The organism is Streptomyces sp. NPDC001410, from assembly GCF_042895235.1.
Lineage (GTDB): Bacteria > Actinomycetota > Actinomycetes > Streptomycetales > Streptomycetaceae > Streptomyces.
In genome coordinates this window covers 370352-396355 of record NZ_JBIAWE010000006.1, presented here as the reverse complement: position 1 = coordinate 396355, position 26004 = coordinate 370352, and the positions used below count along the sequence as shown (strand labels likewise).

Here is a 26004-nt window from a genome sequence, read left to right as displayed (position 1 = left end):
CACCGTGACCATCACCCAGCCCGACCTCAGCGTCTTCGAGACACTCGAGTCCGAGGTGCGCAGCTACTGCCGCGGCTGGCCCACCGTGTTCGACCGTGCGCAGGGCAGCCGGATGTACGACGAGGACGGCCACGCGTACCTCGACTTCTTCGCCGGGGCCGGCTCACTCAACTACGGCCACAACAACCCGGTCCTGAAACGGGCGTTGATCGACTATCTGTCCCGGGACGGCGTCACCCACGGCCTGGACATGTCGACCACCGCCAAGCGGACCTTCCTGCAGACCTTCCAGGACCTGGTGCTGCGCCCGCGCGACCTGCCGTACAAGGTCATGTTCCCGGGCCCGACCGGCACCAACGCCGTGGAGTCCGCGCTGAAGCTCGCCCGGAAGGTGAAGGGGCGGGAGGCGATCGTGTCGTTCACGAACGCCTTCCACGGCATGTCGCTGGGCTCCCTCGCCGTCACCGGCAACGCCTTCAAGCGGGCCGGCGCCGGCATCCCGCTGGTGCACGGCACGCCGATGCCGTTCGACAACTACTTCGACGGCACGGTCCCGGACTTCCTGTGGTTCGAGCGGCTCCTTGAGGACCAGGGGTCCGGGCTCAACAAGCCCGCAGCCGTGATCGTGGAGACCGTGCAGGGCGAGGGCGGCATCAACGTCGCCCGCCCGGAGTGGCTGCGGGCGCTCGCCGAGCTGTGCGAGCGGCAGGACATGCTGCTCATCGTCGACGACATCCAGATGGGCTGCGGCCGTACCGGCGCGTTCTTCTCCTTCGAGGAGGCGGGCATCACGCCCGACATCGTCACGGTCTCCAAGTCGATCAGCGGGTACGGCCTGCCGATGTCGCTGTGCCTGTTCAAGCCCGAACTCGACGTCTGGGAGCCGGGCGAGCACAACGGCACCTTCCGCGGCAACAACCCCGCGTTCGTCACCGCCACCGCGGCCCTGGAGACGTACTGGACCGACGGCTCCGCCATGGAGAAGCAGACCCGCGCCCGCGGCGAGCAGATCGAGCAGGCGCTGATCTCCATCACCGAGGAGAACCTCGCCGACGTGAAGGAGTACCGCGGGCGCGGTCTCGTCTGGGGTCTGGAGTTCCACGACAAGGACCGGGCCGGGCGGGTCGCCCGGCGGGCCTTCGAACTCGGGCTGCTCATCGAGACGTCCGGCCCCGAGGGCGAGGTCGTCAAGCTGCTGCCCGCCCTCACCGTCACCGCCGACGAACTGGACGAGGGGCTGAGCACCCTCGCCCGTGCCGTCCGGGAAACCATCTAGCAAGGAGGCTGTGCACCACCGTGATCGTCCGATCGTTCAAGGACATCGAAGGCACCGACCGGCACGTGCGGGCGAAGTCCGGCACCTGGGAGAGCAAGCGGATCGTCCTCGCCAAGGAGCGCGTCGGCTTCTCCCTGCACGAGACCGTCCTGTACGCCGGGACCGAGACGTCGATGTGGTACGCCAACCACATCGAGGCCGTCGTCTGCGTCGAGGGCGAGGCCGAACTCACCGACCGTGAGACCGGGAAGACGTACACGATCACTCCCGGCACCATGTACCTCCTCGACGGGCACGAGCGGCACACGCTGCGCGTCAAGGAGGACTTCCGCTGCATCTGCGTGTTCAACCCGCCCGTCACCGGACGGGAGGACCACGACGAGAACGGGGTCTATCCCCTGCTCACCGAGCCCGAGGAGGTGTGACACCCATGACCACCGTCACCGACCTGTATCCCAGCCGGCGCCCCGCCGAGGTGACCGTCCCCCGCCAGGACCCGGTCGTCTGGGGCTCCCCGGCGACGCCCGGCCCGATCGCGACCGACGGCCTCCAGTCGTACGAGCGTGACGGGTTCCTCGCCATCGACCAGCTGATCACACCCGACGAGGTCGAGGTCTACAAGGCCGAGCTGGACCGGCTGATCGCGGACCCGGCGATCCGGGCCGACGAGCGCTCGATCGTCGAACCGAAGTCACAGGAGATCCGCTCCGTCTTCGAGGTGCACCGGATCAGCCAGGTGTTCGCGAACCTGGTGCGGGACGAGCGGGTGGTCGGCCGTGCCCGGCAGATCCTCGGCTCCGACGTCTACGTCCACCAGTCCCGGATCAACGTCAAGCCGGGCTTCGGGGCGAGCGGCTTCTACTGGCACTCGGACTTCGAGACCTGGCACGCCGAGGACGGCCTGCCGAACATGCGCACGGTGTCCGTCTCGATCGCGCTGACCGAGAACTACGACACCAACGGCGGCCTGATGATCATGCCGGGCTCGCACCGGACGTTCCTGGGCTGCGCCGGGGCCACGCCCGAGGACAACTACAAGAAGTCGCTGCAGATGCAGGACGCGGGCACGCCGTCCGACGAGGCGCTGACCAAGATGGCGGGCGAGTACGGCATCCGGCTGTTCACCGGCAGGGCCGGCTCGGCGACCTGGTTCGACTGCAACTGCATGCACGGATCCGGCGACAACATCACGCCGTTCCCGCGCAGCAACGTCTTCATCGTGTTCAACAGCGTGGAGAACGCGGCGGTGGAGCCGTTCGCCGCGCCGGTGCGCCGACCTGAGTTCATCGGAGCGCGCGACTTCACCCCGGTGAAGTAACCCCCAGAGCACCGGGCCGGGGCCTCCTCGTGTGGGACGGGAGGTCCCGGTCCGGTCGTGTCAGCCGGACAGCGCGTCCAGCAGACGGTCCACGTCCGCGGGCGTGTTGAACAGGTGGAAGGCCGCGCGCAGGTTGCCCGCGCGGTTGGAGACCTCGATGCCGGCGCTGCTCAGCCTGGGCTGGCGGCCGCCGAGTCCGGGGACCGAGACGATCGCCGAGCCGGGGGCGGGCACGGGCGCGTGGCCGAGGGTCGCGAGCCCCGCCCGGAACCGGTCGGCGAGGGCCACGTCGTGGGCGTGGACCGCGGCCACGCCGAGTTCCTCGATCAGTTCGAGGGAGCGGCGCAGCCCGGCGTAGGTGAACAGGGCGTGGGTGAGGTCGAACCGCCGGGCGGAGTGGGCGAGTTCGCCGACAGGGCCGTAGCAGCTGTCCCACGGCTGCTCGGCCGCGACCCAGCCCGCGAGCAGCGGGGTGAGCCCACCGAAGTCCTCGGGGACCGTGAGGAAGGCCGCGCCGTGCGGGCCGAGCAGCCACTTGAAGGAGACCGTGGCGGTGAAGTCGTAGGCGTCCGCGTCCATCGGCAGCCAGCCGGCGGCCTGGGAGAAGTCGACGTAGGTGCGCGCCCCGTGCACGCGGGCGGCCTCCCGCAGGGCGGGCAGGTCGGCGATGCGGCCGTCGGCGGACTGGGCGGCGCTGACCGCGACCAGCGCGGTGTCCGGGCGGACGGACTCGGCGATCCGCTCCAGCGGCACCGCGCGGACCTTGAGGTCGCCGCGGACGTGGAAGGGGTTCAGCACGGAGGTGAAGTCGTCCTCGGCGGTGAGGACTTCGGCCCCGGCGGGCAGCGAGGCGGCGATCACGCCGGAGTGTGCGGCGACCGAGGCGCCCGCCGCGACCCGGGTGGCCGGGACTCCGGCGAGCCGGGCGTATGCGGCCCGGCAGGCCTCGACGTCCTCGAACAGCGGGGTCAGCGGACGGCCCTCGGCCCGCAGCAGCGCCGCCTCGTGCAGGGCGGCGACGGTACGGGCCGGCAGCAGGCTGTTGCTGGCGGTGTTGAGGTAGGTGGTCTTCGGGGTGAACTCGGCGCGGACGAGGCTCTCGAACGTCTCCGTGGTCTCCATGGGTCCACTCTGCGGCCGGATGAAGTCGTAGTCCATTGCCGATTTTTACGTGGATCCGCTTAGAGACGCTTATACGTCCGCGCCGACCTGCGGTTTCTCAGTGCTGCGGCACCGCGCACCCGTCCGGGCCGCAGGCCTGGGCGTCACCCTGATCGACCAGCTTCAGCGGGGACCGCTCGCCCCAGGCCTGGGTGAGCGCCTGGGTGAAGACCTCGGCGGGCTGGGCGCCGGAGACGCCGTACGTGCGGTCCAGGACGAAGAACGGTACGCCGTTCGCGCCGAGCTGGGCGGCCTCGCGCTCGTCGGCGCGGACCTCGTCGGCGTACGCGTCCGGGTCGGCGAGCACCGTGCGGGCGGCCTCGGCGTCCAGTCCGGCCTCGGCGGCCAGCTCCACCAGACGCTCGTCGCCCTCGGTGAACACGGACCGCTCCTCGGCGAAGTTCGCCCGGTACAGGATCTGGACCAGCTCGTCCTGCCTGCCCTGCTCCTTGGCGAAGTGCAGCAGACGGTGCATGTCGAAGGTGTTGCCGTGGTCGCGGTCCCGGGTGCGGTAGTCCAGGCCCTCGGCGGCGGCCTGGGCGCCCAGGTTGTCCTCGCCGGCCTGGGCCTGCGCCTCGCTCATGCCGTACTTCCTGGTGAGCATGGTGATCACCGGCTGGACGTCGCCCTTGGCGCGGCCCGGGTCCAGCTCGAAGGAGCGGTGCACCACCTCGACGTCGTCGCGGTGCGGGAAGGCAGCCAGCGCCTTCTCGAAGCGGGCCTTGCCCACGTAGCACCAGGGGCAGGCGATGTCGCTCCAGATCTCGACGCGCATGTCTTCGGCTCTCTCCAGGTCGTACGGGCGCGGAGGCTCTCTCCAGCCAGTACGTGAACGTTCAAACAGCGACGTTCATTCCCCGGGTACCGAGAAGCGCAGGAAGCGGTGGTGGTCGTCCTCGGCGGGCGGGCTCTCCGGGTCGGGGACCCAGCCCTGGCGGGCGTAGAAGGCCTGGGCCCGGGTGTTGTCCACATGGACGTCGAGCACGGCCGTCCGCGTGCCGTCGGCCCGCCACTCCTCCACGCAGGCCGCGTGCAGGGCCGTGCCGATGCCGGCGCGCCAGTGGCCGGGGTCGACATGGAACTGGAACAGCTTGACCGTTTCCGCGGGTGCGCCGTCCGGGGTGCGGAAGGACGCGATACCGACGATCCGGCCCTGTTCGACGGCGCACAGCACATGGCCGTCGGGCCGCCGGATGGAGCCGCGCCAGGCCTCGGTCCAGTCGATGTCGTCCTGGGGGACGCCGTCCGGGTAGTACGTGGACCTGGCCCGGAAGTGCAGATCGGCGATGGTCTCGGCTTCCACGGGCAGGGCGGTGCGGATCACCAGGGCGCCGTTCACACGTTCACTGATCATGCAACGGAGGACGTGCGGGCACCGGACCCGGTTCCACGCCCGCCCCACCCTCACCCTCAGCTGCCGTCGCGCAGATCGTCCGGCCAGCCGGGCCGGAACTCGATGTGGTCGTAGGTCACCACACAGCCCTCGCCCATCGGCGACTGGGTCATGAAGCCGATCAGCGCCGCGCCGGTCTCCTTCTCCTCGCCGAGGGTGAAGAGCCGGACGAAGGTCCAGCGCTCGCCGTCCCGGGAGGCGTGGAAGGCGAAGGCGCGTCCGGTCCGGCTGACCCGCAGCCACACCGAACTCCCCTCCACGGTGAAGGAGTTCGCGTCGTCGGAGTGTCCCCGGGTGACCACCGTGCAGACGGTGGGCACATCCGGGGAGTACTCCAGACAGAGCTTGGCCCAGGCGCGTTCGCCGACGTGGACGTAGAGCACTCCGGCGTCGAAGGCGGCGCCGAACCCGACGGTGACCCGCGCTATCAGCTGGAAGTCGTCCTCGGGCGCCCCGAGCAGCCGGGGCGCGTCGGAGGCGGGCTCCAGGGCCTCACCGGTGGGCGTGACGAACCGGTCCTGCCGGGGCCCGGCCCACCCGGTGAGCACACCCCCCTCGTAGGACCAGTTGCCGTCGGGCCCGTAGGTCCGAAGGGGGAAGGGCAGTTCGGGAAGTTCCACGTCCATTGCGTGAGTCTCGCAGGTTCCCTTTCGTCCGTCTCGTGAACCCGGTCAGCGCTCCAGGCCGCCGTTGAACCGCCGCGGGAGGCCCAGCGGGTTGTCGTCCCGCAGCTCCGGCGGCAGCAGGGCCTGTGGCGCGCCCTGGTAGGTGACGGGCCGCAGCCACCGCTCGATGGCCGTGCCGCCCACGGACGTGGACGTGGAGGTGGTCGCCGGGTACGGACCGCCGTGGTGCTGGGCCGGGGCCACGGCCACGCCCGTCGGCCATCCGTTCACCAGCACGCGCCCGGCCAGCGGGGTCAGCTCGGCGAGCAGTTCGGCGCCCCGCCCCTCGCCGGCGGCCTCCTCGGCCGACAGCTGGACGGTCGCCGTGAGGTTGCCCGGCAGCCGGGACAGGACCGCCGTCGCCTCGCCCGCGTCCTCGTACCGGACCACCACGGTCACCGGCCCGAAGCACTCCTCCAGCAGCAGGTCGTACGCGCCCTGCTCGGCCAGCCTGCTCGCCGGCACGGTGAGGAACCCCGCGCTGACCGTGTGCTCGCCGCCCGCGCCCGGCGTGACCGGCGAGTCCACCTCGGGCAGTTGCGCCCGCTCGGCGACGCCCGCGACGAAGTTGTCCCGCATGCGGTGGTCGAGGAGGACACCCGCGTCGGTGTCGCTGACGGCGTCCGTGAGCGCCTTGACCAGGCCGTCGCCCGCCGCGCCGGACGGCACCAGCACCAGGCCCGGCTTGACGCAGAACTGGCCGACGCCCAGCGTCATGGACCCGGCGAGACCGGATCCGATCGCCTCCGCCCGCTCGGCCGCCGCCGCCTCGGTCACCAGGACCGGGTTCAGCGAGCCCAGCTCACCGTGGAACGGGATCGGCACCGGGCGCGCGGCGGCCGCGTCGAACAGGGCACGCCCACCGCGCACGGATCCGGTGAAGCCCGCCGCCGTGACCAGCGGGTGCCTGATCAGCTCGACGCCCGCCTCGAAGCCGTGCACGAGGCCGACGACGCCCTCGGGGATGCCGTGCTCGGCGGCGGCCCGGCGCAGCACCTTGGCGACCAGCTCGGACAGGGCCGGGTGGTCCGGGTGGGCCTTGACGACCACCGGGCAGCCCGCGGCCAGCGCGCTCGCGGTGTCGCCGCCCGCCACGGAGAAGGCGAAGGGGAAGTTGGAGGCGGAGTAGACGGCCACGACGCCCAGCGGGACCTTGTAGCGGCGCAGGTCCGGTATGGGCGGGGTGGCGGTGTCGTCGGGGTGGTCGATGATGACGTCCAGGAAGGCGCCCTCGTCGACGATGTCGGCGAAGGCCCGCAACTGGTACGCCGTACGGGCGAGTTCGCCGGTCAGCCGGACCGGGCCGAGGGCGGTCTCGGCGTCGGCGGTCTCGATCAGACCGTCCTTGGCCGCGTTCAGGCCTGCCGCGGCCGAGCGCAGGAACGCGGAGCGGACGGTGCGGTCGGCCAGGGCACCACGCACGGCGTGTGCCGCCCTGACGGCCGCGTCCACCTCCTGGGCTGTGGCCTCCACCGCAACCTGTTCACGCTGCTTCCCGGTGCGCGGGTCGACACTCCAGACTGGTGCTGCTGCCACCGCGGGTCCCTCCAAGTAAGGCCGCACTTCCTGGGTCAACCATCAGCCGCGTTCGATATACTGAACGCTGTCTCTGATGATGAATACGCTGCTCGGAGACTATATATCCAGGTCCTCGTCGAACGAAGGGGTCAGCGGCGATGTCGGCAGGCGAGACAGGCGGGGCGCAGGTCAAGTCCGCGGTGCGGACCGTTGAATTGCTCGAGTACTTCGCCGGCAAGCCCGGTATGCACTCTCTCGCGGCCGTCCAGGAGGCCGTGGGCTACCCCAAGTCCAGCCTGTACATGCTGCTGCGCACGCTCGTGGAGCTGGGCTGGGTGGAGACGGACGCGACCGGGACGCGGTACGGCATCGGGGTGCGGGCGCTGCTGGTCGGCACCTCCTACATCGACGGCGACGAGGTGGTCGCGGCGGCCCGCCCGACCCTGGACCGCCTCTCCGACGACACCACCGAGACCATCCACCTGGCCCGCCTGGACGGCACGAACGTCGTCTACCTGGCCACCCGCCAGTCCCAGCACTACCTGCGCCCCTTCACCCGCGTCGGCCGCCGCCTGCCCGCCCACTCCACGTCCCTCGGCAAGGCGCTGCTCGCCACCCACACCGACGAACAGGTCCGCAAGCTCCTCCCGGAGACCCTGCCCGCCCTGACCGAGCACACCATCACCGACCGCGAGAAGCTCATCGAGGAACTCCACCAGGTCCGCGAGCAGGGCTTCGCCGTGGACCGCGAGGAGAACACGCTGGGCCTGCGCTGCTTCGGCGTGGCGATCCCGTACCGCACCCCCGCCCGCGACGCCATCAGCTGCTCGGTCCCGGTGGCCCGCCTGACCCCGGCCCACGAGCAGATGATCAAGGACGCCCTGTTCGACGCGCGGGACCGCCTGACGCTGGCCACGCGGAGGCTGTGAGGAGGACGGCGTCTCCGCCGAGCGGCGGAGACGGATCGTCGTCACGCAGGAAGTGGGCCGGACCGTGGGCGCGGGAGCGTTGAGGCATGACTTCCTCAACCACTGCCGCTGTCACCGGCCTGCGGCTCCGCCCCGTGCTGCGGCTCGTGACCATCGTCTCCTGCCTGCCCTACCTGTCCCTCAAGCTCGCCTGGATCTGCGGGAGTCATCTCGGTATCCCGGACGGGAGTCCGTTGCTGGAGCACCGGATGGTCATGGCGCTGGCCAACGGGCTCACCGTGCTCATGGACGCCTCCGTCGTCGTGCTGGCGCTGCTGCTGACCCAGGCGTGGGGGCGGCGGGTGCCGGCCTGGGTGCCGGCGGTGCCGATGTGGGTCGCCACGGGGCTGCTCGCGCCGATCATGGTGGGCTTTCCGCTGCAGATGGTCGTGCACGGGGGCACGGACAGCGGTGACGACCGGCCGTTCCTCGACGGCTGGGTGTTCGGGGTCGTGTACGGCGGGTTCATCGTGCAGGGGCTCGCTCTCGGGATGCTGTTCGTCGGGTACGCCAGCGAGCGGTGGGGCCACCTGTGGCGGGGGCGGGTGTGGGAGCTGCCCGCGCACGGCACGGCGGCCGCGCAGCGGACGACCGCCGTGACGGCGGCGCTGCTCGCACTCGTCCCGGGCACGCTGCGGCTGCTGTGGGCCTGCGGGTTCACGGCCGGGCGGGACATCAGCGGCGGCCGGCTCATGGAGGTCGTCTACGTCGGATTCCTCGCCGCCGCCGTCACCGGCGCCTGGCAGCTCGCCTTCCGCCGCGGCCGCGCCCTGCCGGTCACCGTGCCGCTCGCCCTGGCCTGGGTCGGCTCCGGGGCGGTCGCCTGCTGGGGCGGCTGGATGGCGCTCGGCGCCCTGGTGACCTCCCACGATCTCGCCGACCGCCCGACACCGGCGATGAGCCTCACCTACGCTGTGCAGATGATCGTCGGCCTGCTCGTGGCGACCGTCGCCGCCCACCACTTCGCGGACCGGTCGGCCAGGACCCCACGGTGACCCGGGCGCCCGGACTCCTCTTCGGCGGGCGGGCCCGGCGCCGCTGGATCCATCTGATCCTCGGCGGCGCGCTCGCCATGCCGTACGTCCTCGTCGGCTCGGTGATCGTCGGCCCGCTCACCGGCGTGGACGACGTGTTCGGGTCCCTGCCCCTGCAACTCGGCTCGTTCGCGGTCGGGTTGCCGATCGCCACCGTGACCTCGCTGTTTCCGCTGACCCGCCCGCTGGAGGCCGGCGCCTGCCGCGCCCTGTGCGGCATCGAGGGGGACGTCCTCGCCCACGGCCCGGCCCGGACGCGGTCCGAACGGGGGCGCACGGCCGCCTGGTTCACACTGCACCTGGGCCTCGGCGGGATCCTCTCCGGGATGTCGCTGGCCGTACCGCCGTTCGCGGTGTTCCTCATGCTGCTGCCCCTGTTCCAGGGACTGCGCGACACCCGGCTCGGCATGCCCGAAGTCCTCGACCACGGCTGGGCGTTGGCGCTCTGCCCGGTCGCGGGCCTGGCCATGCTGATCGCCCTCGCCGCCTGCGCCGCAGCCTGCGGGGCCGTGCTCGCCCGCTGGGCGCCCGCCCTGCTCGGGCCCACCCCCGCGGACCGGCTCGCCGCGGCCGAGGCCCGCGCCGCCGACCTCGCCGTACGCAACCGGCTCGCCCGCGAGCTGCACGACTCCGTCGGACACGCGCTGAGCGCCGTCACCCTCCAGGCGAGCGCCGCTCGCCGCGTCCTCGACACCGATCCGGAGTTCGTCCGCGAGGCGCTGGCCGCCATCGAGGACACCAGCCGGCGCACGGTCGGCGAACTCGACGCCGTACTGGGTGTGTTGCGGGACGGCGACGCACCGGGCACCGCCCCCGCCCCGACCCTCGCGGCCGACCTGGACGGGCTGCTGCGCCGGACCCGCGCGGCCGGGCAGCGCGTGACGGCCACCGTCGACACCGGCCCCGCCGCGCTGCCCCCGCTGGTCTCCCGGGAGGCGTACCGGATCGTCCAGGAGGGCCTGAGCAACGCCCTCAAGCACGCCGGCCAACCGGTCGCCGTGCGCATCGCCACCGCCGACGGCCACCTGGACATCTCCGTCGAGAACCCCCTGGGCGCCTGCCCCGCTCCCCGCCCCGGCGGCGGCCACGGCCTGCGCGGCATCGCCGACCGGGTACGGCTGCTGGGCGGTACCTCGCAGGCGGGCGCGTCCGGGGGCACCTGGCACCTGCACGTCCGACTGCCACTGAAGGGATCCACGTGACCGACGAAAGGGCGGACATGACCCGGCCCGCCATCCGGGTCGTCCTCGCCGACGACGAGCGCATGGTGCGCACCGCCCTGCGCGCCATCCTCTCCGCCGAGCCCGGCCTGGAGGTGGTCGGCGAGGCGGCGACCGGTGCCGAGGCGGTGTCCGTGGTCCGGGAGCTGCGCCCCGACGTCGTCCTCATGGACGTCCGCATGCCGGAGGTCGACGGCATCCGGGCCACCGAGCAGATCCTCGCCACCCTCGACGAGCCGCCCCGGGTCGTGGTCGTGACCACGTTCGAGAACGACTCCTATGTGTACGACGCGCTGCGCGCCGGAGCCGCCGGGTTCCTGCTGAAACGGGCGGACGCCGACGCGCTCGTCCAGGCGGTACGGCTGGTCGCGCGCACCGACAGCCTGCTGTTCCCGTCGGCCGTACGCGCCCTCGCTGCCGAGCACGCGCGCACGGCGCCCGCACCCCCGGCGTGGGTGAGCAGGCTCACCGGACGGGAGAGCGAGGTGCTGCGGCACATGGCCGCCGGGCTGACCAACGCGGAGATCGCCCGGCGCATGGACGTCGGCCCCGCCACCGTCAAGTCGCACGTCGCCGCGGTGCTCGCCAAGACGGGTGCCCGGGACCGGACCCAGGCGGTTATCGCCGCGTACGAGGCCGGTTTTCTGAACGTGCGATGAGAAAACGGGACGTACGGGAACGATCACCCCCGTCTCGATCGTCTACACGAGCGGGATGAACAAGACGATCAGGCGGGCGTCCGTCTTCGCGCTGCTGCTCGTGCTCGCCCTGCTGGTCAGGGCGACCTGGGTGCAGTTCTACGACGGCAAGGCCCTCGCGGACGACAACGACAACCGGCGGAACGTCATCGAGACGTACTCACACCCGCTCGGCAACATCATCGTGGCCGGGGACGCGATCACCGGCTCGGCGCGGACGAAGGGCAGCGATCTCGCGTACAAACGGACGTACAAGAACGGCGAGCTGTACGCGGCGGTGACGGGCTACGCCTCGCAGGCCTACGCCCCGACCCAGCTGGAGGGCATCTACAAGGACCTCCTCAACGGCACGGACAACCGGCTCAAGACCGTGATGGACACGGTCACCGGGAAGCGTGCCGACCCGGGCGACGTGCTCACCACGATCGACCCGGCCGTACAGAAGGCGGCGTACGACGCACTCGGCGACAACAAGGGCGCGGCCGTCGCCATCGACCCGAAGACGGGCAAGATCCTCGCCGTGGTGTCGACGCCGTCGTACGACCCCGCGCGGCTCACCGACGCGAACACGGCCGGGGCGGCCTGGAAGAAGCTCAACGCGGACAACGACAAGCCGCTCACCAACCGGGCGCTGCGCCAGCCGCTGCCGCCGGGCTCGACGTTCAAGCTGGTCGTGGCGGCCGCCGCGCTGGAGGACGGGCTGTACAAGAACGTGGACGACCGCACCGACAGCCCGGACCCGTACACCCTGCCGGGCACCACACGGGACCTGGAGAACGAGAACAAGTCGGCTCCGTGCGAGGACGCGTCGATCCGGGTCGCCCTGCGCTACTCCTGCAACAACGTCTTCGGCAAGATGGCCGTCGACCTCGGCCAGGACAAGGTGAAGGCGATGGCCGAGAAGTTCGGCTTCAACGACGACGAGGTGGACGTGCCGGTGCGGGCCTACGCCAGCGTCTACCCCTCGAACATGGACAAGGCGCAGACGGCCCTGTCGGGCATCGGCCAGTTCGACGTCACCGCCACCCCGCTCCAGATGGCCATGGTGTCCGCGGCCATAGCTAACGGCGGCAAGCTGGTCTCGCCGCACATGGTCTCGCAGATCACCGACAGCGGCGGCGATGTGTTGAAGGACTACGACGACAGCGCGGACACCGAGGAGATCGTCAGCTCCTCCACCGCCGAGCAGTTGCAGTCGGCGATGGAGACGGTGGTGAAGGACGGCACCGGTACGAACGCGCTGATCGACGGGGTGACCGTCGGCGGCAAGACCGGTACCGCCCAGCACGGCGAGAACAACAGCAAGACGCCGTACGCCTGGTTCACGTCGTACGGCAAGTCGGACAGCAGCGGCAAGGAGGTTGCCGTCGCGGTGATGGTGGAGCAGTCGGACGCGGCCCGGTCCGAGGTGAGCGGCAACGGGCTGGCGGCGCCGGTGGCGAAGGCGATGATGCAGGCGGCGCTCAGGTAAGCGCCCCAAAGGGGCGCGGGGCTGTATCGATATGCGGCTCCGCCGTGTGGGCGCGACCAGCCACGGACGACCCGCAGCCGATCGCGCAGCGTCCCTCACTTCACGCCCAGGATCTGCTCCACCGGATCGATCGCGAAGTAGACCAGGAACAGCACCGAGACGGCCCACAGCAGCCAGTTGACCTCCTTCGCCTTGCCGAGGACCGTCTTGATGACCACGTAGGACAGGAAGCCCGCGCCGATGCCGTCGGTTATCGAGTAGGTGAACGGCATCGCGGCGATGGTGAGGAACGCCGGGATGGCGATCTCGTACTTGTCCCAGTCGATGTGCTTGACGTGGGTCATCATCAGGAAGCCCACCGCGATCAGCGCGGGCGCCGCCGCCTGCAGCGGGACGATCGTCAGCAGCGGGGTGAGGAAGAGCGCGAGGCCGAAGAGGCCACCGGTGACCAGGTTGGCGAAGCCGGTGCGGGCGCCCTCGCCGACACCGGCCGCGGACTCGATGTAGGCGGTGTTGGAGGAGGCGGAGCCGACACCGCCGGCGACGGCGGCGGCGCCGTCGATGAACAGCACGCGGCCGATGCCGGGCACCTGGCCCTTCTCGTCGAGGAGTCCGGCCTCCGCGCTGATGCCGACGATGGTGCCCATGGCGTCGAAGAAGTCGGACAGGATGAGGGTGAAGACCAGCAGGACGGCGGTGAGGACGCCGGCCTTGGCGAAGCCGCCGAACAGGCTGAAGTGACCGACCAGCCCGAAGTCCGGGGCGGCGACGATCTTGTCCGGGACCTTCGGGGTGGTCAGGCCCCAGCTCTTGATGTCGGCGACGGCGTCGATGACGATCGCGACGACGGTCATCGTCACGATGCTGATGAGGATCGCGCCCTTCACCTTGCGGGCGAGCAGCGCGATGGTCAGCAGGACGCCGAGACAGAAGACGAGGACGGGCCAGCCGGTGAGGCGGCCGACGGCGCCGAGCTGCACCGGGACGGTGGTGTGCGCGACGTCCGGGATGCGGCTGACGAACCCGGCGTCGACGAACCCGATGAAGGCGATGAACAGGCCGATGCCGACGCCGATGGCCTGCTTCAGCTGCTGCGGGATCGCGTTCATGATCGCTTCCCGGAGCCCGGTGAGGACCAGCAGGCAGATCACGAGGCCTTCGAGGACGACCAGGCCCATCGCGTCGGACCAGCTCATCAGCGGGGCGAGTTGGAAGGCGACGACGGCGTTGAGGCCGAGGCCGGCGGCGATCGCGAGCGGGAGGTTGCCGCCGACGCCCATGATGATCGTCATCACACAGGCCACCAGCGCGGTGGCGGTGACGAGTTGGCCGGTGTCGAGGGAGTGGCCGAACTTGTCCTTGGCGCTGCCCAGGATGATCGGATTCAGGACAAGGATGTAGGCCATGGTGAAGAACGTGGCGAAGCCGCCGCGTATCTCCCGGCCGAAGGTCGATCCCCGCTCGGAGATTCTGAAGTACCGGTCGACGCTGTTCCCGGCAGGTGGCGCGGCATCCGGCCGCTGGTCCACCTTCTGCGTCTCGGACATGGTCGTACTCCTCGTTGCCTGATGAGCGTGTGCGGATGCTGGCTGGATTGTTCCCACGTTGAACCCGTTTCAGGTTTTCAACGTGTTACGGAATCGGGTTCGGTGTGCCATACGGTGTCCGACCCCCCGGACAACTGACAGAAAGCGGTCACTGCTACGCTTCCGGATCTCCGTCCGGGGCTCCGCCGGACGTTCGCATGTCATTCACATGACACTCACAGAGTTGCACCGAGAAGAGGTCACCCGTGGGCTCAGTCGTCGACGACGCCGCCTCCGTGGAGTTCCATGCCTTCTTCGAACAGCACTACGCCGAACTCTCCCGTCTCGCCCACCTGTTGACCGGCGAGGCCGACGCCGCCGACGACCTGGCCGCGGACGCGCTGCTGGCGCTGTGGCACCGCTGGGACCGGGTGCGCGCGGCCGACCATCCGGTGGCGTACGCGCGGGGCGTGGTCGCCAACCTGGCCCGCACCCGGATCCGCAGCGCGGTGCGCGAGCGGCGCCGGATCGCGCTGTTCTGGTCGCACCGCGAGGAGAAGACCGAGAACCCGGACGTCGCGGGCGTGGTGGACGTGCAGTCGGCGCTGCGTCGCCTGCCCTTCCGCAAACGCGCATGTGTGGTACTTCGGCACGCGTTCGACCTGTCGGAAAAGGACACCGCGCTCGCCCTCGGGGTGTCGGTGGGTACGGTTAAGAGCCAGACGTCCAAGGGCATGGCCGAACTGCAGCGCCTGCTCGGCACCCAGGGTGTTCCGCAGCGGGTGCACGCGGCGATGGCGCGCGGCGGCGAGAGCGGAGGAAGGAACCGATGAGGCAGCAGGACGTGCACGACGAGCTGCGCGCCCGGCTGCACGAGGCGGCCGAGGCCCACGAACCCGACCGCGCGCGCATCCTGGCCCGCATCGAGCGGGGCATGGCCGCGCAGACCCGCCCCGACCACCGGGCCACGCGCCCGCCGGTGTTCGGCTGGGTGCGCGTGGTCAGCGCCACCGCGGCGGTCGCCGGAGTCCTCGCGGTCGGCGGGTACGCGGTGGCGTCCGCGGTCAAGGACAACACCGCTCCCCCGCAGCAGACGGTCGCGGTCTCACCGACGCCCACGCCCTCGCCGGACGCGACGAGCCGGGCCCCGGTTCCGCCGGTGAACCCGGCGCCGAGCAGGGCGCCGAAGACGCACCAGCCGAGCGGTTCCCCCTCCTCGACGCCCTCCGCCTCGGCCCCCGTGGTGCCGTCGGCCGACGGCGAGACGGACGGCCCGCTGTGGTCGGACGGCTCGGTGGACCCGCACAGCAACGACTTCTGGGCGCAGAGCAACGTCACCCTCAAGACGAGCGAGCAACTCACCTCCCTCACCGTGCAGCTGAAGGTCGCGCAGACCGGCGGGGTCGACTCGGCCGGCGCCTGGCGCTCGCTGCCGGAGCAGGACTTCACCCTGACCGTCGGCGAGCAGGACGGCTTCCTGGTCTACACCTGGGTGCTCAAGGAGGGCCGTACGGTCCCCAAGGGCGAGTGGGTGTTCGCCGGGCAGTACAACCACGAGCGCGGCGGCCGGGACGCGAAGGACGACAGCTACACGGTCAAGGCCACGGCGGACGGCACGCAGCGCGCGGTGGGCGGCGACTTCGCGGCGCACACGGACGGCGCGGGCGACTCGTAGAAAATCTTGAAGCGGGCGGCAACCCTTCGCTCGACAGCGGCAACCGGGAAGCGCACGGCTCCCTCTTGCCCTGCAGTCGAGTTGAACATTCAAGTACGACGGGATCGCCCCTTGAGCACGCACAAGAAGCACCTCACCCGCAGACGTGTGCTCGGCGCCTCCGCGATCGGCGTGGCCGCCACCGGCGCCGCCGTCGCGGGCGGCACCGGCCTCCTCTCGTCCGCGTCCGCTGCGGCGTTCGGCTACCGGGACGACGGCAAGAACTATGTCGTCGACACCGGCTCCTCCCTCGTCTTCAAGGTCTCCAGGACGACCGGAGACATCACGTCCCTGGTCTACAAGGGCAAGGAGTACGAGGGCTACGGCGGCAGGCACTCGCACGTCGAGTCGGGCCTCGGCGCCTCCACCGTCACGATCAGGCAGACCGGCCCGACGATCCTGATCAAGGTCGTGCACGGCCCGATCACCCAGTGGTACGCGGCCCGCAGCGGCCAGAACAACATCTACCTCTGGACGAACAAGGCGGACGCCTCCTTCACGGCGACCCGCTACATCGTGCGCCTCAAGCCGGGGATGTTCCCCAACACGGGCTCGGACGCCTGGGACTCCACCACCGACAGGATCATCGAGGCCGGTGACGTCTGGAAGCGTCCGGACGGCACCACCCGCTCCAAGCACTACTCGGGCAAGCGGACCATCGACTACGACCACGTCGGCTTCACGACCGGCTCGGTCGGCTTCTGGCTGATCCGCTCCAACCACGAGAAGGCCTCCGGCGGCCCCTTCTACCGCTCCCTGCTGCGGCACTCGAACGAGGGCGGCGCGGGCCTGTACGAGATCCTGCACTACAACGAAGCCCAGACGGAGGCGGAGCGGTTCGGCCTGCAGGGCCCGTACGTCATCGCGTTCACGGATGGCGGCGCGCCCTCCGCGTCACTGTTCCACGACAACCTCGACACCTCGTGGGTGGACGGCCTCGGCATCACCGGCTGGGTCGGCAGGGCGGGCCGCGGCAAGGTGGCGGGCGTCGGCCTGAAGGGCATGGACGCCAGGTACGCCTACACGGTGGGGTTCGCCAACAAGGACGCCCAGTACTGGGCGAAGGCGGCGGCCGGCACCGGCGCCTTCTCCTGCCCGGGGATGCTCCCGGGGACGTACACCCTCACCGTCCACAAGAACGAACTGGCCGTGCACACGGAGTCGGTGAAGGTCACGGCAGGCGGTACGACGGCCCTGCACACCCTCTCCCTCACCGGTGACCCGTCCGCCGCCGCGACCGTCTGGCGGCTCGGCGACTGGGACGGCACGCCCGGCGAGTTCAAGAACGCCAAGCTGATGACGTACGCGCACCCGTCCGACGGCCGCGCCGCGAAGTGGACCGGCAACGTCACGATCGGCAGCGGCAGCGAGGCCGCGTCCTTCCCGGCGTACCTGTGGAAGGACGTCAACGACGGCATCCTGGTCTACTTCAGGCTGACCAGGGCACAGGCGGCCGCCGCGCACACGCTCCGCGTGGGGGTGACCGACGCCTTCGCGGGCGGCCGTCCCCGCGTGACGGTCAACGACTGGGTCTCACCGATTCCCACGGCCCCCACCCAGCCCGACACCCGCTCGCTCACCACCGGTTCGTACCGGGGAAACAACCACACGTTCGTATTCAACGTCCCTACTAGTGCGTGGAAGACGGACACCTCCCAGTACAACGTCCTGAAGCTCAACATCGTGAGCGGCTCGGGCGGCACGGCCTACCTCAGCGCGGGCACGTCGTTCGACTGCGTGGACCTGCTGGCCTGAGCCCCCCTCGGCCGGCAGAGGAACGCCCCCGCCGGTGACGACCGGCGGGGGCGTTCGCGTTCCCGCCGTACGGCTAGTTCATCGTCGATCCGATCGCGGCAGAGCCCGTGGTGAGGAAAGTCGTCGTCGGCAGGGAGCCGTCCGACCTGCGGGCGCCGTACGCCGTCGTGGCGTCCGTGGACTTGAAAGCAGGCGTACCCACCCCGCCGTCCCAGTTGTTGGCAGCGGAGACGGTGCGCGAACCCGGCTTCGCCAAGCCCCCCTTGTTGCCCACCGCCAGGTTCCGCGCCAGCCGCGCCTTCCCGGTCTCGAAGAAGAAGCCCGCCTGAGCGTTCGCGTACGCGGTGTTCCGGTTCAGCACGATCGCGCCGGTGTTGGAGTTCTCGGTGAACCCGTTGAGAGAGTTGTCCCAGGCCGCGTCGTTGTTGACGACATGGGCGACCGCGACACCTCCCCCGCCCAGCTTGAACCCGTTGCCGTTGCCCTCGAAGGCGGAGTCGCCCCACCGGTTCTTGCCGTTGCCGAAGGCCCAGCTGTGCTCGATGGTGACCGGCGAGGAGAACTGCCACAGGTCGAGGCCGTCGTCGGAGTTGTTGTACAGACGGGCGCCGGTGACCCTGTTGCCGGTGCCGGAGCCGAACTTGACGGCGATGCCGTCGGCGTTCCGGCCGTGCCCCGAGGCGTCGTAGTTGCCGTAACTGTCCAGGTTCTGGACGAGGTTGTTCACGGTGTTGTCGCCGCGCAGGGTGAACCCGGAGTCGCCGTTGTTCGCGGTGACCAGGTTCCTGAAGACGCCTCCGGTCGAGGAGGTGACGACGAAGCCCTGGGCCGGCGACTTCTGGAAGGTGAGGTTCTGCACGGTCCAGTAGCTGCCGTAGATCCCGGCGAGCCAGGAGCCCGCGGGCAGCTTGGAGCCGTCGATCCGCACCTTCTCGCTGCCGTACGCCTGGAGCGTGATGCGGTTCGAACCGGTTCCGCTGGCCGTGGACTTGAGGGTGGCGGTCGGGTAGTAGGTGCCGCCCCGCACCTGGATGACGGTACCGGCGGCGGCGTTCCTGACGGCCGACTCCAGCTGGGCGGTGGTGGAGACGGTGACCGTGGTCGTGGCGGCCTGGGCGCCGCCGTTCGACAGGCCGAGGTAGACGCCGCCGGCGCCCGCGGCCACGGCCACCGCGGCGGCGATCGAGAGGGTGCGCGTCCTGCGGTGACGTCCGGTGCTCTGCCGCACTGGCCGTTCCTTTCCTAGGGAGTTGAGACGCAATCCAGTCGCCGCCATGGCCGGAACAGGTTGCCGCGCCCCGCGCGAAAACAACCGAAACTTTCGGCCGCCCCACTCGCCCGCACACCGATTGACGCACTGTCCCCCACTGGCCACACTCCGAGAGCGCGCACCGATCAACAGAAATCCCCAAACCCACACAGGACTGCCATGCGCCCCAGAACCAGAACCCTGCTGGTCCCCCTCCTGGCCGCCCTCTTCCTCACCCTGCTGACCGCCCCGCCGGGCTCCGCGCAACCGCGGCACCCCAAGTACGCGGGCTATCTGTTCACCTACTTCACCGGCGAGGGCACAGCCGACGGCGAACAGATCCGGTACGCCCTCAGCCAGGGCAACGACCCGCTGAACTGGCGGGAGTTGAACGCGGGCAAGCCGGTGCTGACGTCGACCATCGGCGAGAAGGGGCTGCGCGATCCGTTCGTGATCCGCTCCCCCAAGGGCGACCGGTTCTATCTGATCGCCACCGACCTGCGGATGTACAAGAACAGCAGCGGCAGCTGGGACTACGTCCAGCGGCACGGCAGCAGGTCCGTCATGGTCTGGGAGTCCACCGACCTGGTGCACTGGACCGACCAGCGGCTGGTGAAGGTGGCCCCGGACAACGCGGGCAACACCTGGGCCCCGGAGGCCTACTGGGACGACCGGCTGCACGAGTACGTGGTCTTCTGGGCGTCGAAGCTGTACGCCGCCGACGACCCCGACCACACCGGCTCGACGTACAACCGGATGCTCTACGCCACGACCAGGGACTTCCGCACCTTCAGCGAGCCGAAGGTCTGGGACGACCCGGGCTACTCGGTCATCGACTCGACGGTGATCAAGGACAAGGGGACGTACTACCGCTTCACCAAGGACGAGCGGGACCCCGGCTCCAGCTCGCCCTGCTCGAAGTTCATCACGGCGGAGAAGTCGCGGAACCTGACCGACATGTCGTACGGCTTCGTCTCCGACTGCATCGGCAGCGGCTCCGTCCAGCGGGGCGAGGGGCCGACCGTGTTCCGGTCCAACACCGAGAAGAAGTGGTACCTGTTCATCGACGAGTACGGCCTGCGCGGCTACGTACCCTTCGAGACCACCGACCTCGCCTCGGGCAAGTGGACCCTGTCCACGGACTACGCACTGCCCGCCAGCCCCCGCCACGGCACGGTTGTGCCGGTGACGGGGGCCGAGTACGAGCGGCTGCTCAGGACCTATGGATGACCGTCAGGAGACGAAGTAGGTCGGGTTCGGCAGCTTGTAGGTACGGTCGGCGTAGCCGCCGTCCAGGTCCGAGTACTGGTCGCCGAAGTTGGCGATGATCTCGTACCCCAGGTCGTCCTCGATGTGCGCGCGGGTACCGGACTTGTACTGCACCGTCGTGCAGGTCCAGGTGCCCGGCGTGGCGCAGTCGCCCAGGTAGGCCGGCGGGTTGGCCTTGTCCTTGAGGAACATGTGGTCGGCGTCGAGGTTCACATCGGCGCCGATCTTCTTCAGGTTCTCGACGGCGGCGGTGCGCTGCGCCTCGCTGAGACCGGAGTTGTAGAAGACCTCGACACCCTTGGACTCGGCGTACTGGACCAGCTCGGGGCTGCCGAACACGGCCGGACGGTCGGCCTTGTTCACGTAGTCGGCCCAGGTGGTCGAGTTGTACGTGTAGTTGTAGCGCTTCTCGTAGTCGAGGCTGAGCAGCAGCGTGTCGTCGATGTCGAAGACGACGGCCGGCTTCTCGCCGTGGCGGTGCGCCTTGCGCGCCGCCTTGTCGATGTAGCGCTTGGCGCTGGCGTCGATCTCCGCCAGGTCCTGGGCGTACGGGCTGTCCGGGGACGCCTGGTAGACGCCGTTGGCGTCGGCGGTGGTGCCGTAGTAGGTGTCGATGTCCTTGACCAGGAGCCCGATGTTGTAGGGCTCGTGGGTGGAGTTCGCCGTCGACTGACCGGCCGTGGCCGCGCCGGCGCCGTACAGGGCGCCACCGGCGAGCGCGCAGGCGGCAGTGATCGCCGCGATCCGCAGTGATTTATGCATGACAAGGTTTCTACGCGCGTCACCCAGTCCAATGCGAGATTCGTTGCCTGATCGATACACACCAATTTGGTTTAAGGCAGGGGGAGTCAGTGGCAGGGCGGGTCGTAGGGCTCGCCGGGGACGTATGCCTTCCATTCGTCCTCGGTGATCACGTCGCCGTAGCTCTTGCAGAGGAGGTACCTCAGATCCTTGGGGTTGGTGGACCAGACGTTCACGCTCCCGCCGACGGCAGCAAGCAGGGGCTTCCCCCTAGGGCTGTACGACAAGCTGCCGAAGCCCCCGAGGTTGTCGGCGCCGAAGGCGAACGCCGCCTTGTAGACCGGAGTCTCCGGGTGACTGATGTCCCACAGCTCGATATGGCTAGGCACCTCCTTCCCATCGGTCGTGCTCAGGTCACCAGCACTTCCCCAGGCGAGCGTGCGGCCGTCAGGGCTGAAGGCGATGCCTCCTCCCGAACCGATCGTGCGCATCACCACCGGATAGCGCGAGTCGCCCGTGATCCGGCTGTCCTTGATCGGCCACAGGCGCGTGGTGTCCCCGGTGTCGGTGACGGCGAGCCATTTGCCGTCAGGACGGAAGGCAGACTGAGACACACCGGCGCCCCGGGTGAGCCACCGGGTCGGCTGGGGCACCGGATGCCGTGGGTCCGCCACCGTCCAGGAGAGCAGCGTGTCGGCGGTGTTGGCGACCAGGAGCCGGCCCTTCGGGGAGAAGGCGACGTAGAAGACGTCACCCTTCATGGAAGCGGTCTGCCGGGGACGGGAGACGTCGGTGACGTCGAACACCTTGACCGAGGGTGGCTCGCTGCGGACGTCGATGTGGTCATTGCCGTCGGCCACGGCCAGTAGGTGTCCATCTGCGCTGAAGGAGATGTCCTCGACGCCGTTGGCGATGTCCGTGATGGTGGCGATGACGGGTGCGCCGGAACGTCGGGTGTCCCGCAGCCGGACGACGTGCTTGTTTCCGCTCAGCTCGCTGAGTGCGAGGATCTTCCCGTCGGGGCTGAAGGCGGCTCCCTCCGCGCCGATGTCGCCACTGCCCGGCAGCCGGGCCAGACTCTTGTGAAGCGTCGCCGAACCACTCAGGTCCCACAGGGCACCGGCGTCGGCGCCGTGAATGACCAGCAACCGCTTGGAGCCGCCGCTGAACGTCGTGGTCGTCTGGAACCCGGCCGGAGTCTGGCCGAAGCTAGCCGCGGCGGTGGGCGTTCCCGTGTTCTCGACGTACCACAATTGGACTCCGCGGCCGGTGGCCCGCAGCAACCGGTGGCCCCGTGGTGTGAAGAGGGCGGGACCGGCCATCCCGTTGCCGTCTGCGGCACCTTTCAGGCCCGTGGACTTCCGCAACCGAGGGCGCGAGTTGACGTCCCAGAGAAAGGTGGTTTTTCCACAGGCGGTGGCAAGATGCTTCCCGTCCGGACTGAACGCGGCGGAGGCCAGGTCTGTCGAACAGTCGGTCAGAAACTTTTCCTGCGCCGTACCCGCCGACGTCGGCTGCCCGCGGTCCCGCAGCCGCCACAGCCGGACCCCGATCTGCTTCCCGTCGCCCGGTCCGGCCAGCAGCCGGCCGTCCGGGCTGAACGCGACCTGGTGCAGCGGCTTTCCGTTCAGGTCGTAGGTTTGGGAGCCCATTTTGAGGCCGGGAAGGACCGCGAGGGCCGAGGCGCGCCGCCGGTCGGACGTGTCCCAGAGCCGTACCTTGCCGTCACTGCCAGCACTCGCCAGGAGACGTCCGGACGGGGCGAAGGCGACCGAGTGGACAGCTCCGGTGTGACCGCTCAGAGTGCGCAGCAGACGTGGGGCGGGCCGGTTGGCGATCTCCCACAGCTGAATGCTTCCGTCGAGGCGGCCGAGAGCCAGCATGCGGCCGTCGGGGCTGATGGTCAGCGACAGAGTCTTGACCTGCTGCTGACCGGGGACGGTTATGCGGCGCGGGTGCTTCGGAGCGGTGACATCCCACAGCCCCAGCGAGCCACTCGCCGTGCTGCCCGCCCGCACGGCGGCCAGGAACCGTCCGTCGGAGCTGAGCGCAACCGCACCCGTCCGCATCTGGCCAAGGTGCCCCAGCTGCCTGTCCTTCCCCTGCTCCGTGTCCCACAGGACGACATCGGAACCGGTAGAGACGGCCATCCGCTCGCCCCGGGCGTCCAGGGAGATGTCACCGGCGGGGGCGTCGGCCATGAAGATGCCCGGTAGCTCCATGGCGGCGATCATGGAAGCCGTGTCGGACTGCGGATCCAGCCGGTTGGCGACCAAACTGAGCTGCTTGGCCAGCCCGGGGCGGCTTTCCCGCAACTTCTCCGCCTCCACCGTGACCAGCCGTGCGACAGCCTGCCGACGCTGAGCCGCCTCTTTCTGCCCCGACCACCAGGCCAGGCCTCCGCCCGCCCCGGCCAGCAGCGTCAGCACACACATACAGGCGATCACAGCCCTGCGGATGCGTACCCCGCGCCGTTCCTGACGCCACGACTGGTTCAGGAACTCCGCGAGCCGTGGTTCGAGTTCACCGACATGTCCCTTGCCCTCGGCGGCAACGGTCAGACCCGCGCCCTTCAGGCGTTCACGGGTGGCGGCGAGCCGGGGGCCCCGATAGAGCAGCGAGGGATGCCGGTCCGCCTCCCACCAGACGGCGGCGTCGACGGCGACCTGCTGCCGCGCACGCAGCCAGTCCCGGTCCGCGTCGATCCACTCCCGCAGCCGGGGCCAGGCGTGCAGCAGGGCGTTGTGGCTGATGCGGACCGTCCGTTCGTCGAGGACCAGCAGCCGTGCCGCGGCCAGCCGGTTCAGGGCCCGCTCGGCGGCCTGTGGGTCCGGCAGGCCGTCCAGCAGGACGGTCCGGTCGACGGGGCGGCTGGTGTCCGGGGCGTCGTCGTCGATGTGCACCAGGCGGGGCAGCATGCGGCGTGCGGCGGCGCGGCCCGCGTCGTCGAGGTGGTCGTAGGTGTCGTCGGCGGTCTGTTTGATGGCTTCGTCGATGCCTCCGCTCTCGCGGTAGCCGGCGACGGTCAGCCGTCTGCCCTGCCGGTGTCGCCAGGTGGACCAGAGTGCGTGGGAGAGCAGGGGCAGGGTGCCGGTCTGGGACCGGGTCAGCCGGGCGGCGCCCAGTTCGTGGATGAGCAGGTCGGCGAGGCCCTCGTCGAGTTCCAGGCCGACGGCACCGGCCGGGCGCTCGATCGCGGCTCTCAGCTCCTCCTGCTGCATCGGGCTGACGAGCACCTGGTTGGACCGCAGCACCGCGTCCAGCTCGGGCAGGGCCTGGGCGTGGCCGTAGAAGTCGGCGCGCAGGGCGGCGACGACGAGCGTCCCGGCCTCGGCCAGGGCCGTCAACGCGGCGAGGAACGCGGTGCGTTCGGCCCGGCTGCGGCAGAGGGTGAACAGCTCCTCCAGCTGGTCCACCACCAGCACGAGGCGCCGCCGGTCCGGAACGAGGTCGTGGGCCCAGCCGACGGCGACTTTCGGGTCCTCGGCCGACAGGACGGTGTCACCCCGCAGGGCGGTGGTCAGGCTGCGCAGGGGGTGTTCGCCGGGGGTGAGGACAAGGCCGGGCCAGGCGGCCGAGCCGGGCAGCAGCGGGGTTCCGGCCCGTAACGCCGCGAGGAGTCCGGCGTGCAGCAGGGAGGTCTTGCCGGCGCCGGACGGCCCGACCACCGCCAGTGGCCGGCCCTGCTGGACTGCCTGGAGGCAGCCGTGGAGCAGTTCGTCGACCAGCTTCTCCCGGCCGTGGAAGAACTCGGCGTCGTCCACGGTGAACGCGTCGAGGCCCGGGTACGGGCAAGGACCCGGCGCGGGCTCCTCGGCCGCGGTGGCGTCCGGCTCGTCGGTCGTCGGTGTGGCCGCGTTGACGGCGACGACCAGCCCGCCCGAGCGGTCGCCGGCCTGGCGGCGCGGCAGCGGCCCGCCGCGGGCCCGTAACGCGCGGAACAGGTGGTCGTAGACGTCGTCCAGGGTGAGCAGGCGCGGTGCGCGTGGATCGCCGTCCCGCAGGAGGGTGATCAACTCGCCGGTGAGGGCGGTGTGTTCGGCGTCGTCGGGAGCCAGCGCCAGCTGCTCGGCGGATCCCAGCAGGTACATCCCGTGTCCGGCGGGCAGGCTGAAGGCCGCGGGCTGGGGCGTGCCGTTGCCCAGCCGGGCGCGTCCGGAGAAGCAGCAGTCCAGGATGACGATCACGGACGCGGCGCGGCACAGGGTGAGCGCCTCGCGCAGCGCCGAGAACGACAGGGCCTGGTGTGCGGCGAGGCCCGGGGTCAGCCGGTCGGTGGCGCTCGCGGCGAGGTACAGCTCGTCGCCGGGGCCGATGAGGCCGTGTCCCACGTAGTACACGAGCAGGGTGCTCTCGGCCTCCTGCGCCGCGTCGGCGACGGCCAGGGCCATGGTGCGGGCGTCCGCCGGGTCGATGAGCGTGCGCAGCCGGTCGGGGGTCACCCCGCAGCGTTCGGTCAGGGTGGCCGCCAGGGCTTCCACGCTGCGGGGCACCGCGGGTACGGAGGTCAGCGTGGGGCCGTGGTGGGTGCCGGTGCCGATGAGCAGCACCCGGGCGCCGGAGGACGCCAGCGCGGTGCCGGGCGTGGGGAGGGTCGGCGACTCGGCGGACCTGGTGGTCATAACGCGCCGCCGTCCGCTTCCCGGCCGCTCTCCAGGATCCGGGAGGTGTCGGTCACGAAGGTGCGTAGTTCCTGGGCGGTCATCGGCCCGACGAGCTTCGTGGAGATCTCCAGCGAGGCGCCGTCGGGCCGGGTCGCCCTGACGGTGACGTTGCTGTGCCGGCTGCGGATCCAGGCCACCAGGGCGGTGGTGAGTCCGGTGACCGCGCCGCCGGAGCCGAGCGCGACCACCAGGCCGTCCAGGACCGGGCCCAGTGTGCCGGGCACCGGTGGTCCCTCCTGTGGAGTGACTCTGCCGCGCAGTTCGTCCGCCTCGGCGAGCCAGGCGAGCAGTGATCGCGTCTCGTCGGCGGCGGCAGTGCCGTCGGCGCCGTCCGTGACACGGACATCCACGCGTACGTCCACAG

General features: G+C 70.5%; 21 protein-coding genes and 1 pseudogene. 12 read left to right on the top strand and 10 right to left on the bottom strand.

Annotation, left to right across the window (positions count from 1 at the left end):
- Window positions 1-4 precede the first annotated feature (4 nt).
- The 3 genes from ectB to thpD are packed head-to-tail and all read left to right on the top strand — an operon-like array spanning window position 5 to window position 2594.
- On the top strand, window positions 5-1276 hold the full coding sequence (ectB, locus tag ACFY3C_RS15730; RefSeq protein ID WP_386573972.1) for a diaminobutyrate--2-oxoglutarate transaminase: 1272 nt from the start codon (window positions 5-7) through the stop codon (window positions 1274-1276).
- A 20-nt stretch (window positions 1277-1296) separates the two neighbouring features.
- Entirely contained in the window at window positions 1297-1701 is a 405-nt protein-coding gene (locus tag ACFY3C_RS15725) for an ectoine synthase (RefSeq protein WP_145874792.1), read from the top strand.
- Window positions 1702-1706: 5 nt separating this feature from the next.
- Window positions 1707-2594, top strand: a complete 888-nt coding sequence (gene thpD / locus ACFY3C_RS15720) for an ectoine hydroxylase (RefSeq protein WP_390771094.1) — start codon at window positions 1707-1709, stop codon at window positions 2592-2594.
- A gap of 60 nt (window positions 2595-2654) precedes the next feature.
- Here the strand turns inward: thpD and ACFY3C_RS15715 are convergent, their stop codons facing one another.
- From ACFY3C_RS15715 to ACFY3C_RS15695, 5 genes are all read right to left on the bottom strand, one after another.
- Entirely contained in the window at window positions 2655-3716 is a 1062-nt protein-coding gene (locus ACFY3C_RS15715) for an aminotransferase class V-fold PLP-dependent enzyme (RefSeq protein WP_390771093.1), read from the bottom strand.
- A gap of 97 nt (window positions 3717-3813) precedes the next feature.
- Window positions 3814-4530 carry a DsbA family oxidoreductase gene (locus tag ACFY3C_RS15710; protein ID WP_390771092.1) on the bottom strand — a complete coding sequence of 239 codons (717 nt, stop codon included), beginning with the start codon at window positions 4528-4530 and terminating at the stop codon, window positions 3814-3816.
- Between the two features lie 75 nt (window positions 4531-4605).
- On the bottom strand, window positions 4606-5109 hold the full coding sequence (locus tag ACFY3C_RS15705; RefSeq protein ID WP_390771091.1) for a GNAT family N-acetyltransferase: 504 nt from the start codon (window positions 5107-5109) through the stop codon (window positions 4606-4608).
- Between the two features lie 56 nt (window positions 5110-5165).
- Window positions 5166-5774: a DUF1349 domain-containing protein gene (locus ACFY3C_RS15700; protein WP_386573977.1), complete on the bottom strand. Its 609-nt coding sequence runs from the start codon at window positions 5772-5774 to the stop codon at window positions 5166-5168.
- Window positions 5775-5819: 45 nt separating this feature from the next.
- On the bottom strand, window positions 5820-7349 hold the full coding sequence (locus tag ACFY3C_RS15695) for an aldehyde dehydrogenase (NADP(+)) (RefSeq protein WP_390771090.1): 1530 nt from the start codon (window positions 7347-7349) through the stop codon (window positions 5820-5822).
- 140 nt (window positions 7350-7489) lie between these two features.
- On the opposite strand from ACFY3C_RS15695, the gene ACFY3C_RS15690 reads away from it, so the two are divergent.
- The 5 genes from ACFY3C_RS15690 to ACFY3C_RS15670 all read left to right on the top strand — a co-directional run bounded on the left by ACFY3C_RS15690 (window position 7490) and on the right by ACFY3C_RS15670 (window position 12722).
- A complete protein-coding gene (locus ACFY3C_RS15690; protein WP_145874802.1) occupies window positions 7490-8260 on the top strand; it encodes an IclR family transcriptional regulator in 771 nt (256 codons plus the stop codon).
- A gap of 86 nt (window positions 8261-8346) precedes the next feature.
- The gene (locus tag ACFY3C_RS15685) at window positions 8347-9294 is read left to right on the top strand and encodes a hypothetical protein (RefSeq protein WP_390771089.1); all 948 of its coding nucleotides are present in this window, start codon (window positions 8347-8349) and stop codon (window positions 9292-9294) included.
- Entirely contained in the window at window positions 9291-10535 is a 1245-nt protein-coding gene (locus tag ACFY3C_RS15680) for a sensor histidine kinase (RefSeq protein WP_390771088.1), read from the top strand. The genes ACFY3C_RS15685 and ACFY3C_RS15680 overlap by 4 nt, the downstream gene beginning before the upstream one ends.
- Window positions 10536-10552: 17 nt before the next feature.
- The gene (locus ACFY3C_RS15675; RefSeq protein ID WP_390771152.1) at window positions 10553-11212 is read left to right on the top strand and encodes a response regulator; all 660 of its coding nucleotides are present in this window, start codon (window positions 10553-10555) and stop codon (window positions 11210-11212) included.
- Between the two features lie 55 nt (window positions 11213-11267).
- Entirely contained in the window at window positions 11268-12722 is a 1455-nt protein-coding gene (locus tag ACFY3C_RS15670; RefSeq protein ID WP_390771087.1) for a peptidoglycan D,D-transpeptidase FtsI family protein, read from the top strand.
- A gap of 95 nt (window positions 12723-12817) precedes the next feature.
- Here ACFY3C_RS15670 and ACFY3C_RS15665 read toward each other — a convergent pair whose 3' ends face one another.
- Window positions 12818-14269, bottom strand: a complete 1452-nt coding sequence (locus ACFY3C_RS15665) for an NCS2 family permease (RefSeq protein ID WP_390771086.1) — start codon at window positions 14267-14269, stop codon at window positions 12818-12820.
- 245 nt (window positions 14270-14514) lie between these two features.
- On the opposite strand from ACFY3C_RS15665, the gene ACFY3C_RS15660 reads away from it, so the two are divergent.
- The 3 genes from ACFY3C_RS15660 (at window position 14515) to ACFY3C_RS15650 (ending at window position 17717) form a co-directional block, all read left to right on the top strand.
- A complete protein-coding gene (locus ACFY3C_RS15660; protein ID WP_386573982.1) occupies window positions 14515-15081 on the top strand; it encodes a SigE family RNA polymerase sigma factor in 567 nt (188 codons plus the stop codon).
- The gene (locus ACFY3C_RS15655; RefSeq protein ID WP_390771085.1) at window positions 15078-15923 is read left to right on the top strand and encodes a hypothetical protein; all 846 of its coding nucleotides are present in this window, start codon (window positions 15078-15080) and stop codon (window positions 15921-15923) included. The genes ACFY3C_RS15660 and ACFY3C_RS15655 overlap by 4 nt, the downstream gene beginning before the upstream one ends.
- Before the next feature lie 111 nt (window positions 15924-16034).
- Window positions 16035-17717, top strand: a complete 1683-nt coding sequence (locus ACFY3C_RS15650; RefSeq protein WP_390771084.1) for a rhamnogalacturonan lyase B N-terminal domain-containing protein — start codon at window positions 16035-16037, stop codon at window positions 17715-17717.
- A 73-nt stretch (window positions 17718-17790) separates the two neighbouring features.
- Here the strand turns inward: ACFY3C_RS15650 and ACFY3C_RS15645 are convergent, their stop codons facing one another.
- A complete protein-coding gene (locus tag ACFY3C_RS15645) occupies window positions 17791-18945 on the bottom strand; it encodes a right-handed parallel beta-helix repeat-containing protein (RefSeq protein WP_390771083.1) in 1155 nt (384 codons plus the stop codon).
- 201 nt (window positions 18946-19146) lie between these two features.
- Between ACFY3C_RS15645 and ACFY3C_RS15640 the strand changes: the two are divergent.
- Window positions 19147-20190: pseudogene (locus ACFY3C_RS15640) on the top strand (glycoside hydrolase family 43 protein); the annotation flags it as partial.
- A gap of 9 nt (window positions 20191-20199) precedes the next feature.
- On the opposite strand, the gene ACFY3C_RS15635 reads toward ACFY3C_RS15640, so the two are convergent.
- From ACFY3C_RS15635 to ACFY3C_RS15625, 3 genes are all read right to left on the bottom strand, one after another.
- Window positions 20200-20997: an HAD family acid phosphatase gene (locus tag ACFY3C_RS15635; RefSeq protein WP_386573986.1), complete on the bottom strand. Its 798-nt coding sequence runs from the start codon at window positions 20995-20997 to the stop codon at window positions 20200-20202.
- An 86-nt stretch (window positions 20998-21083) separates the two neighbouring features.
- Window positions 21084-25598, bottom strand: a complete 4515-nt coding sequence (locus ACFY3C_RS15630) for a hypothetical protein (protein WP_390771082.1) — start codon at window positions 25596-25598, stop codon at window positions 21084-21086.
- Window positions 25595-25990, bottom strand: coding sequence for a hypothetical protein (locus ACFY3C_RS15625; protein ID WP_390771081.1), 396 nt, complete (start codon window positions 25988-25990; stop codon window positions 25595-25597). The genes ACFY3C_RS15630 and ACFY3C_RS15625 overlap by 4 nt, the downstream gene beginning before the upstream one ends.
- Window positions 25991-26004 lie beyond the last annotated feature (14 nt).

Excerpts from the sequence above, each read along its gene's own strand:
- ACFY3C_RS15635 (WP_386573986.1), bottom strand. The coding sequence starts at position 20,997 with ATGCATAAATCACTGCGGATCGCGGCGATCACTGCCGCCTGCGCGCTC.
- ACFY3C_RS15685 (WP_390771089.1), top strand. The coding sequence starts at position 8,347 with ATGACTTCCTCAACCACTGCCGCTGTCACCGGCCTGCGGCTCCGCCCC.
- ACFY3C_RS15705 (WP_390771091.1), bottom strand. The coding sequence starts at position 5,109 with ATGATCAGTGAACGTGTGAACGGCGCCCTGGTGATCCGCACCGCCCTG.
- thpD (WP_390771094.1), top strand. The coding sequence starts at position 1,707 with ATGACCACCGTCACCGACCTGTATCCCAGCCGGCGCCCCGCCGAGGTG.
- ACFY3C_RS15690 (WP_145874802.1), top strand. The coding sequence starts at position 7,490 with ATGTCGGCAGGCGAGACAGGCGGGGCGCAGGTCAAGTCCGCGGTGCGG.
- ACFY3C_RS15700 (WP_386573977.1), bottom strand. The coding sequence starts at position 5,774 with ATGGACGTGGAACTTCCCGAACTGCCCTTCCCCCTTCGGACCTACGGG.
- ACFY3C_RS15630 (WP_390771082.1), bottom strand. The coding sequence starts at position 25,598 with ATGACCACCAGGTCCGCCGAGTCGCCGACCCTCCCCACGCCCGGCACC.
- ACFY3C_RS15670 (WP_390771087.1), top strand. The coding sequence starts at position 11,268 with ATGAACAAGACGATCAGGCGGGCGTCCGTCTTCGCGCTGCTGCTCGTG.
- ACFY3C_RS15715 (WP_390771093.1), bottom strand. The coding sequence starts at position 3,716 with ATGGAGACCACGGAGACGTTCGAGAGCCTCGTCCGCGCCGAGTTCACC.
- ACFY3C_RS15655 (WP_390771085.1), top strand. The coding sequence starts at position 15,078 with ATGAGGCAGCAGGACGTGCACGACGAGCTGCGCGCCCGGCTGCACGAG.
- ACFY3C_RS15665 (WP_390771086.1), bottom strand. The coding sequence starts at position 14,269 with ATGTCCGAGACGCAGAAGGTGGACCAGCGGCCGGATGCCGCGCCACCT.
- ACFY3C_RS15710 (WP_390771092.1), bottom strand. The coding sequence starts at position 4,530 with ATGCGCGTCGAGATCTGGAGCGACATCGCCTGCCCCTGGTGCTACGTG.
- ACFY3C_RS15675 (WP_390771152.1), top strand. The coding sequence starts at position 10,553 with ATGACCCGGCCCGCCATCCGGGTCGTCCTCGCCGACGACGAGCGCATG.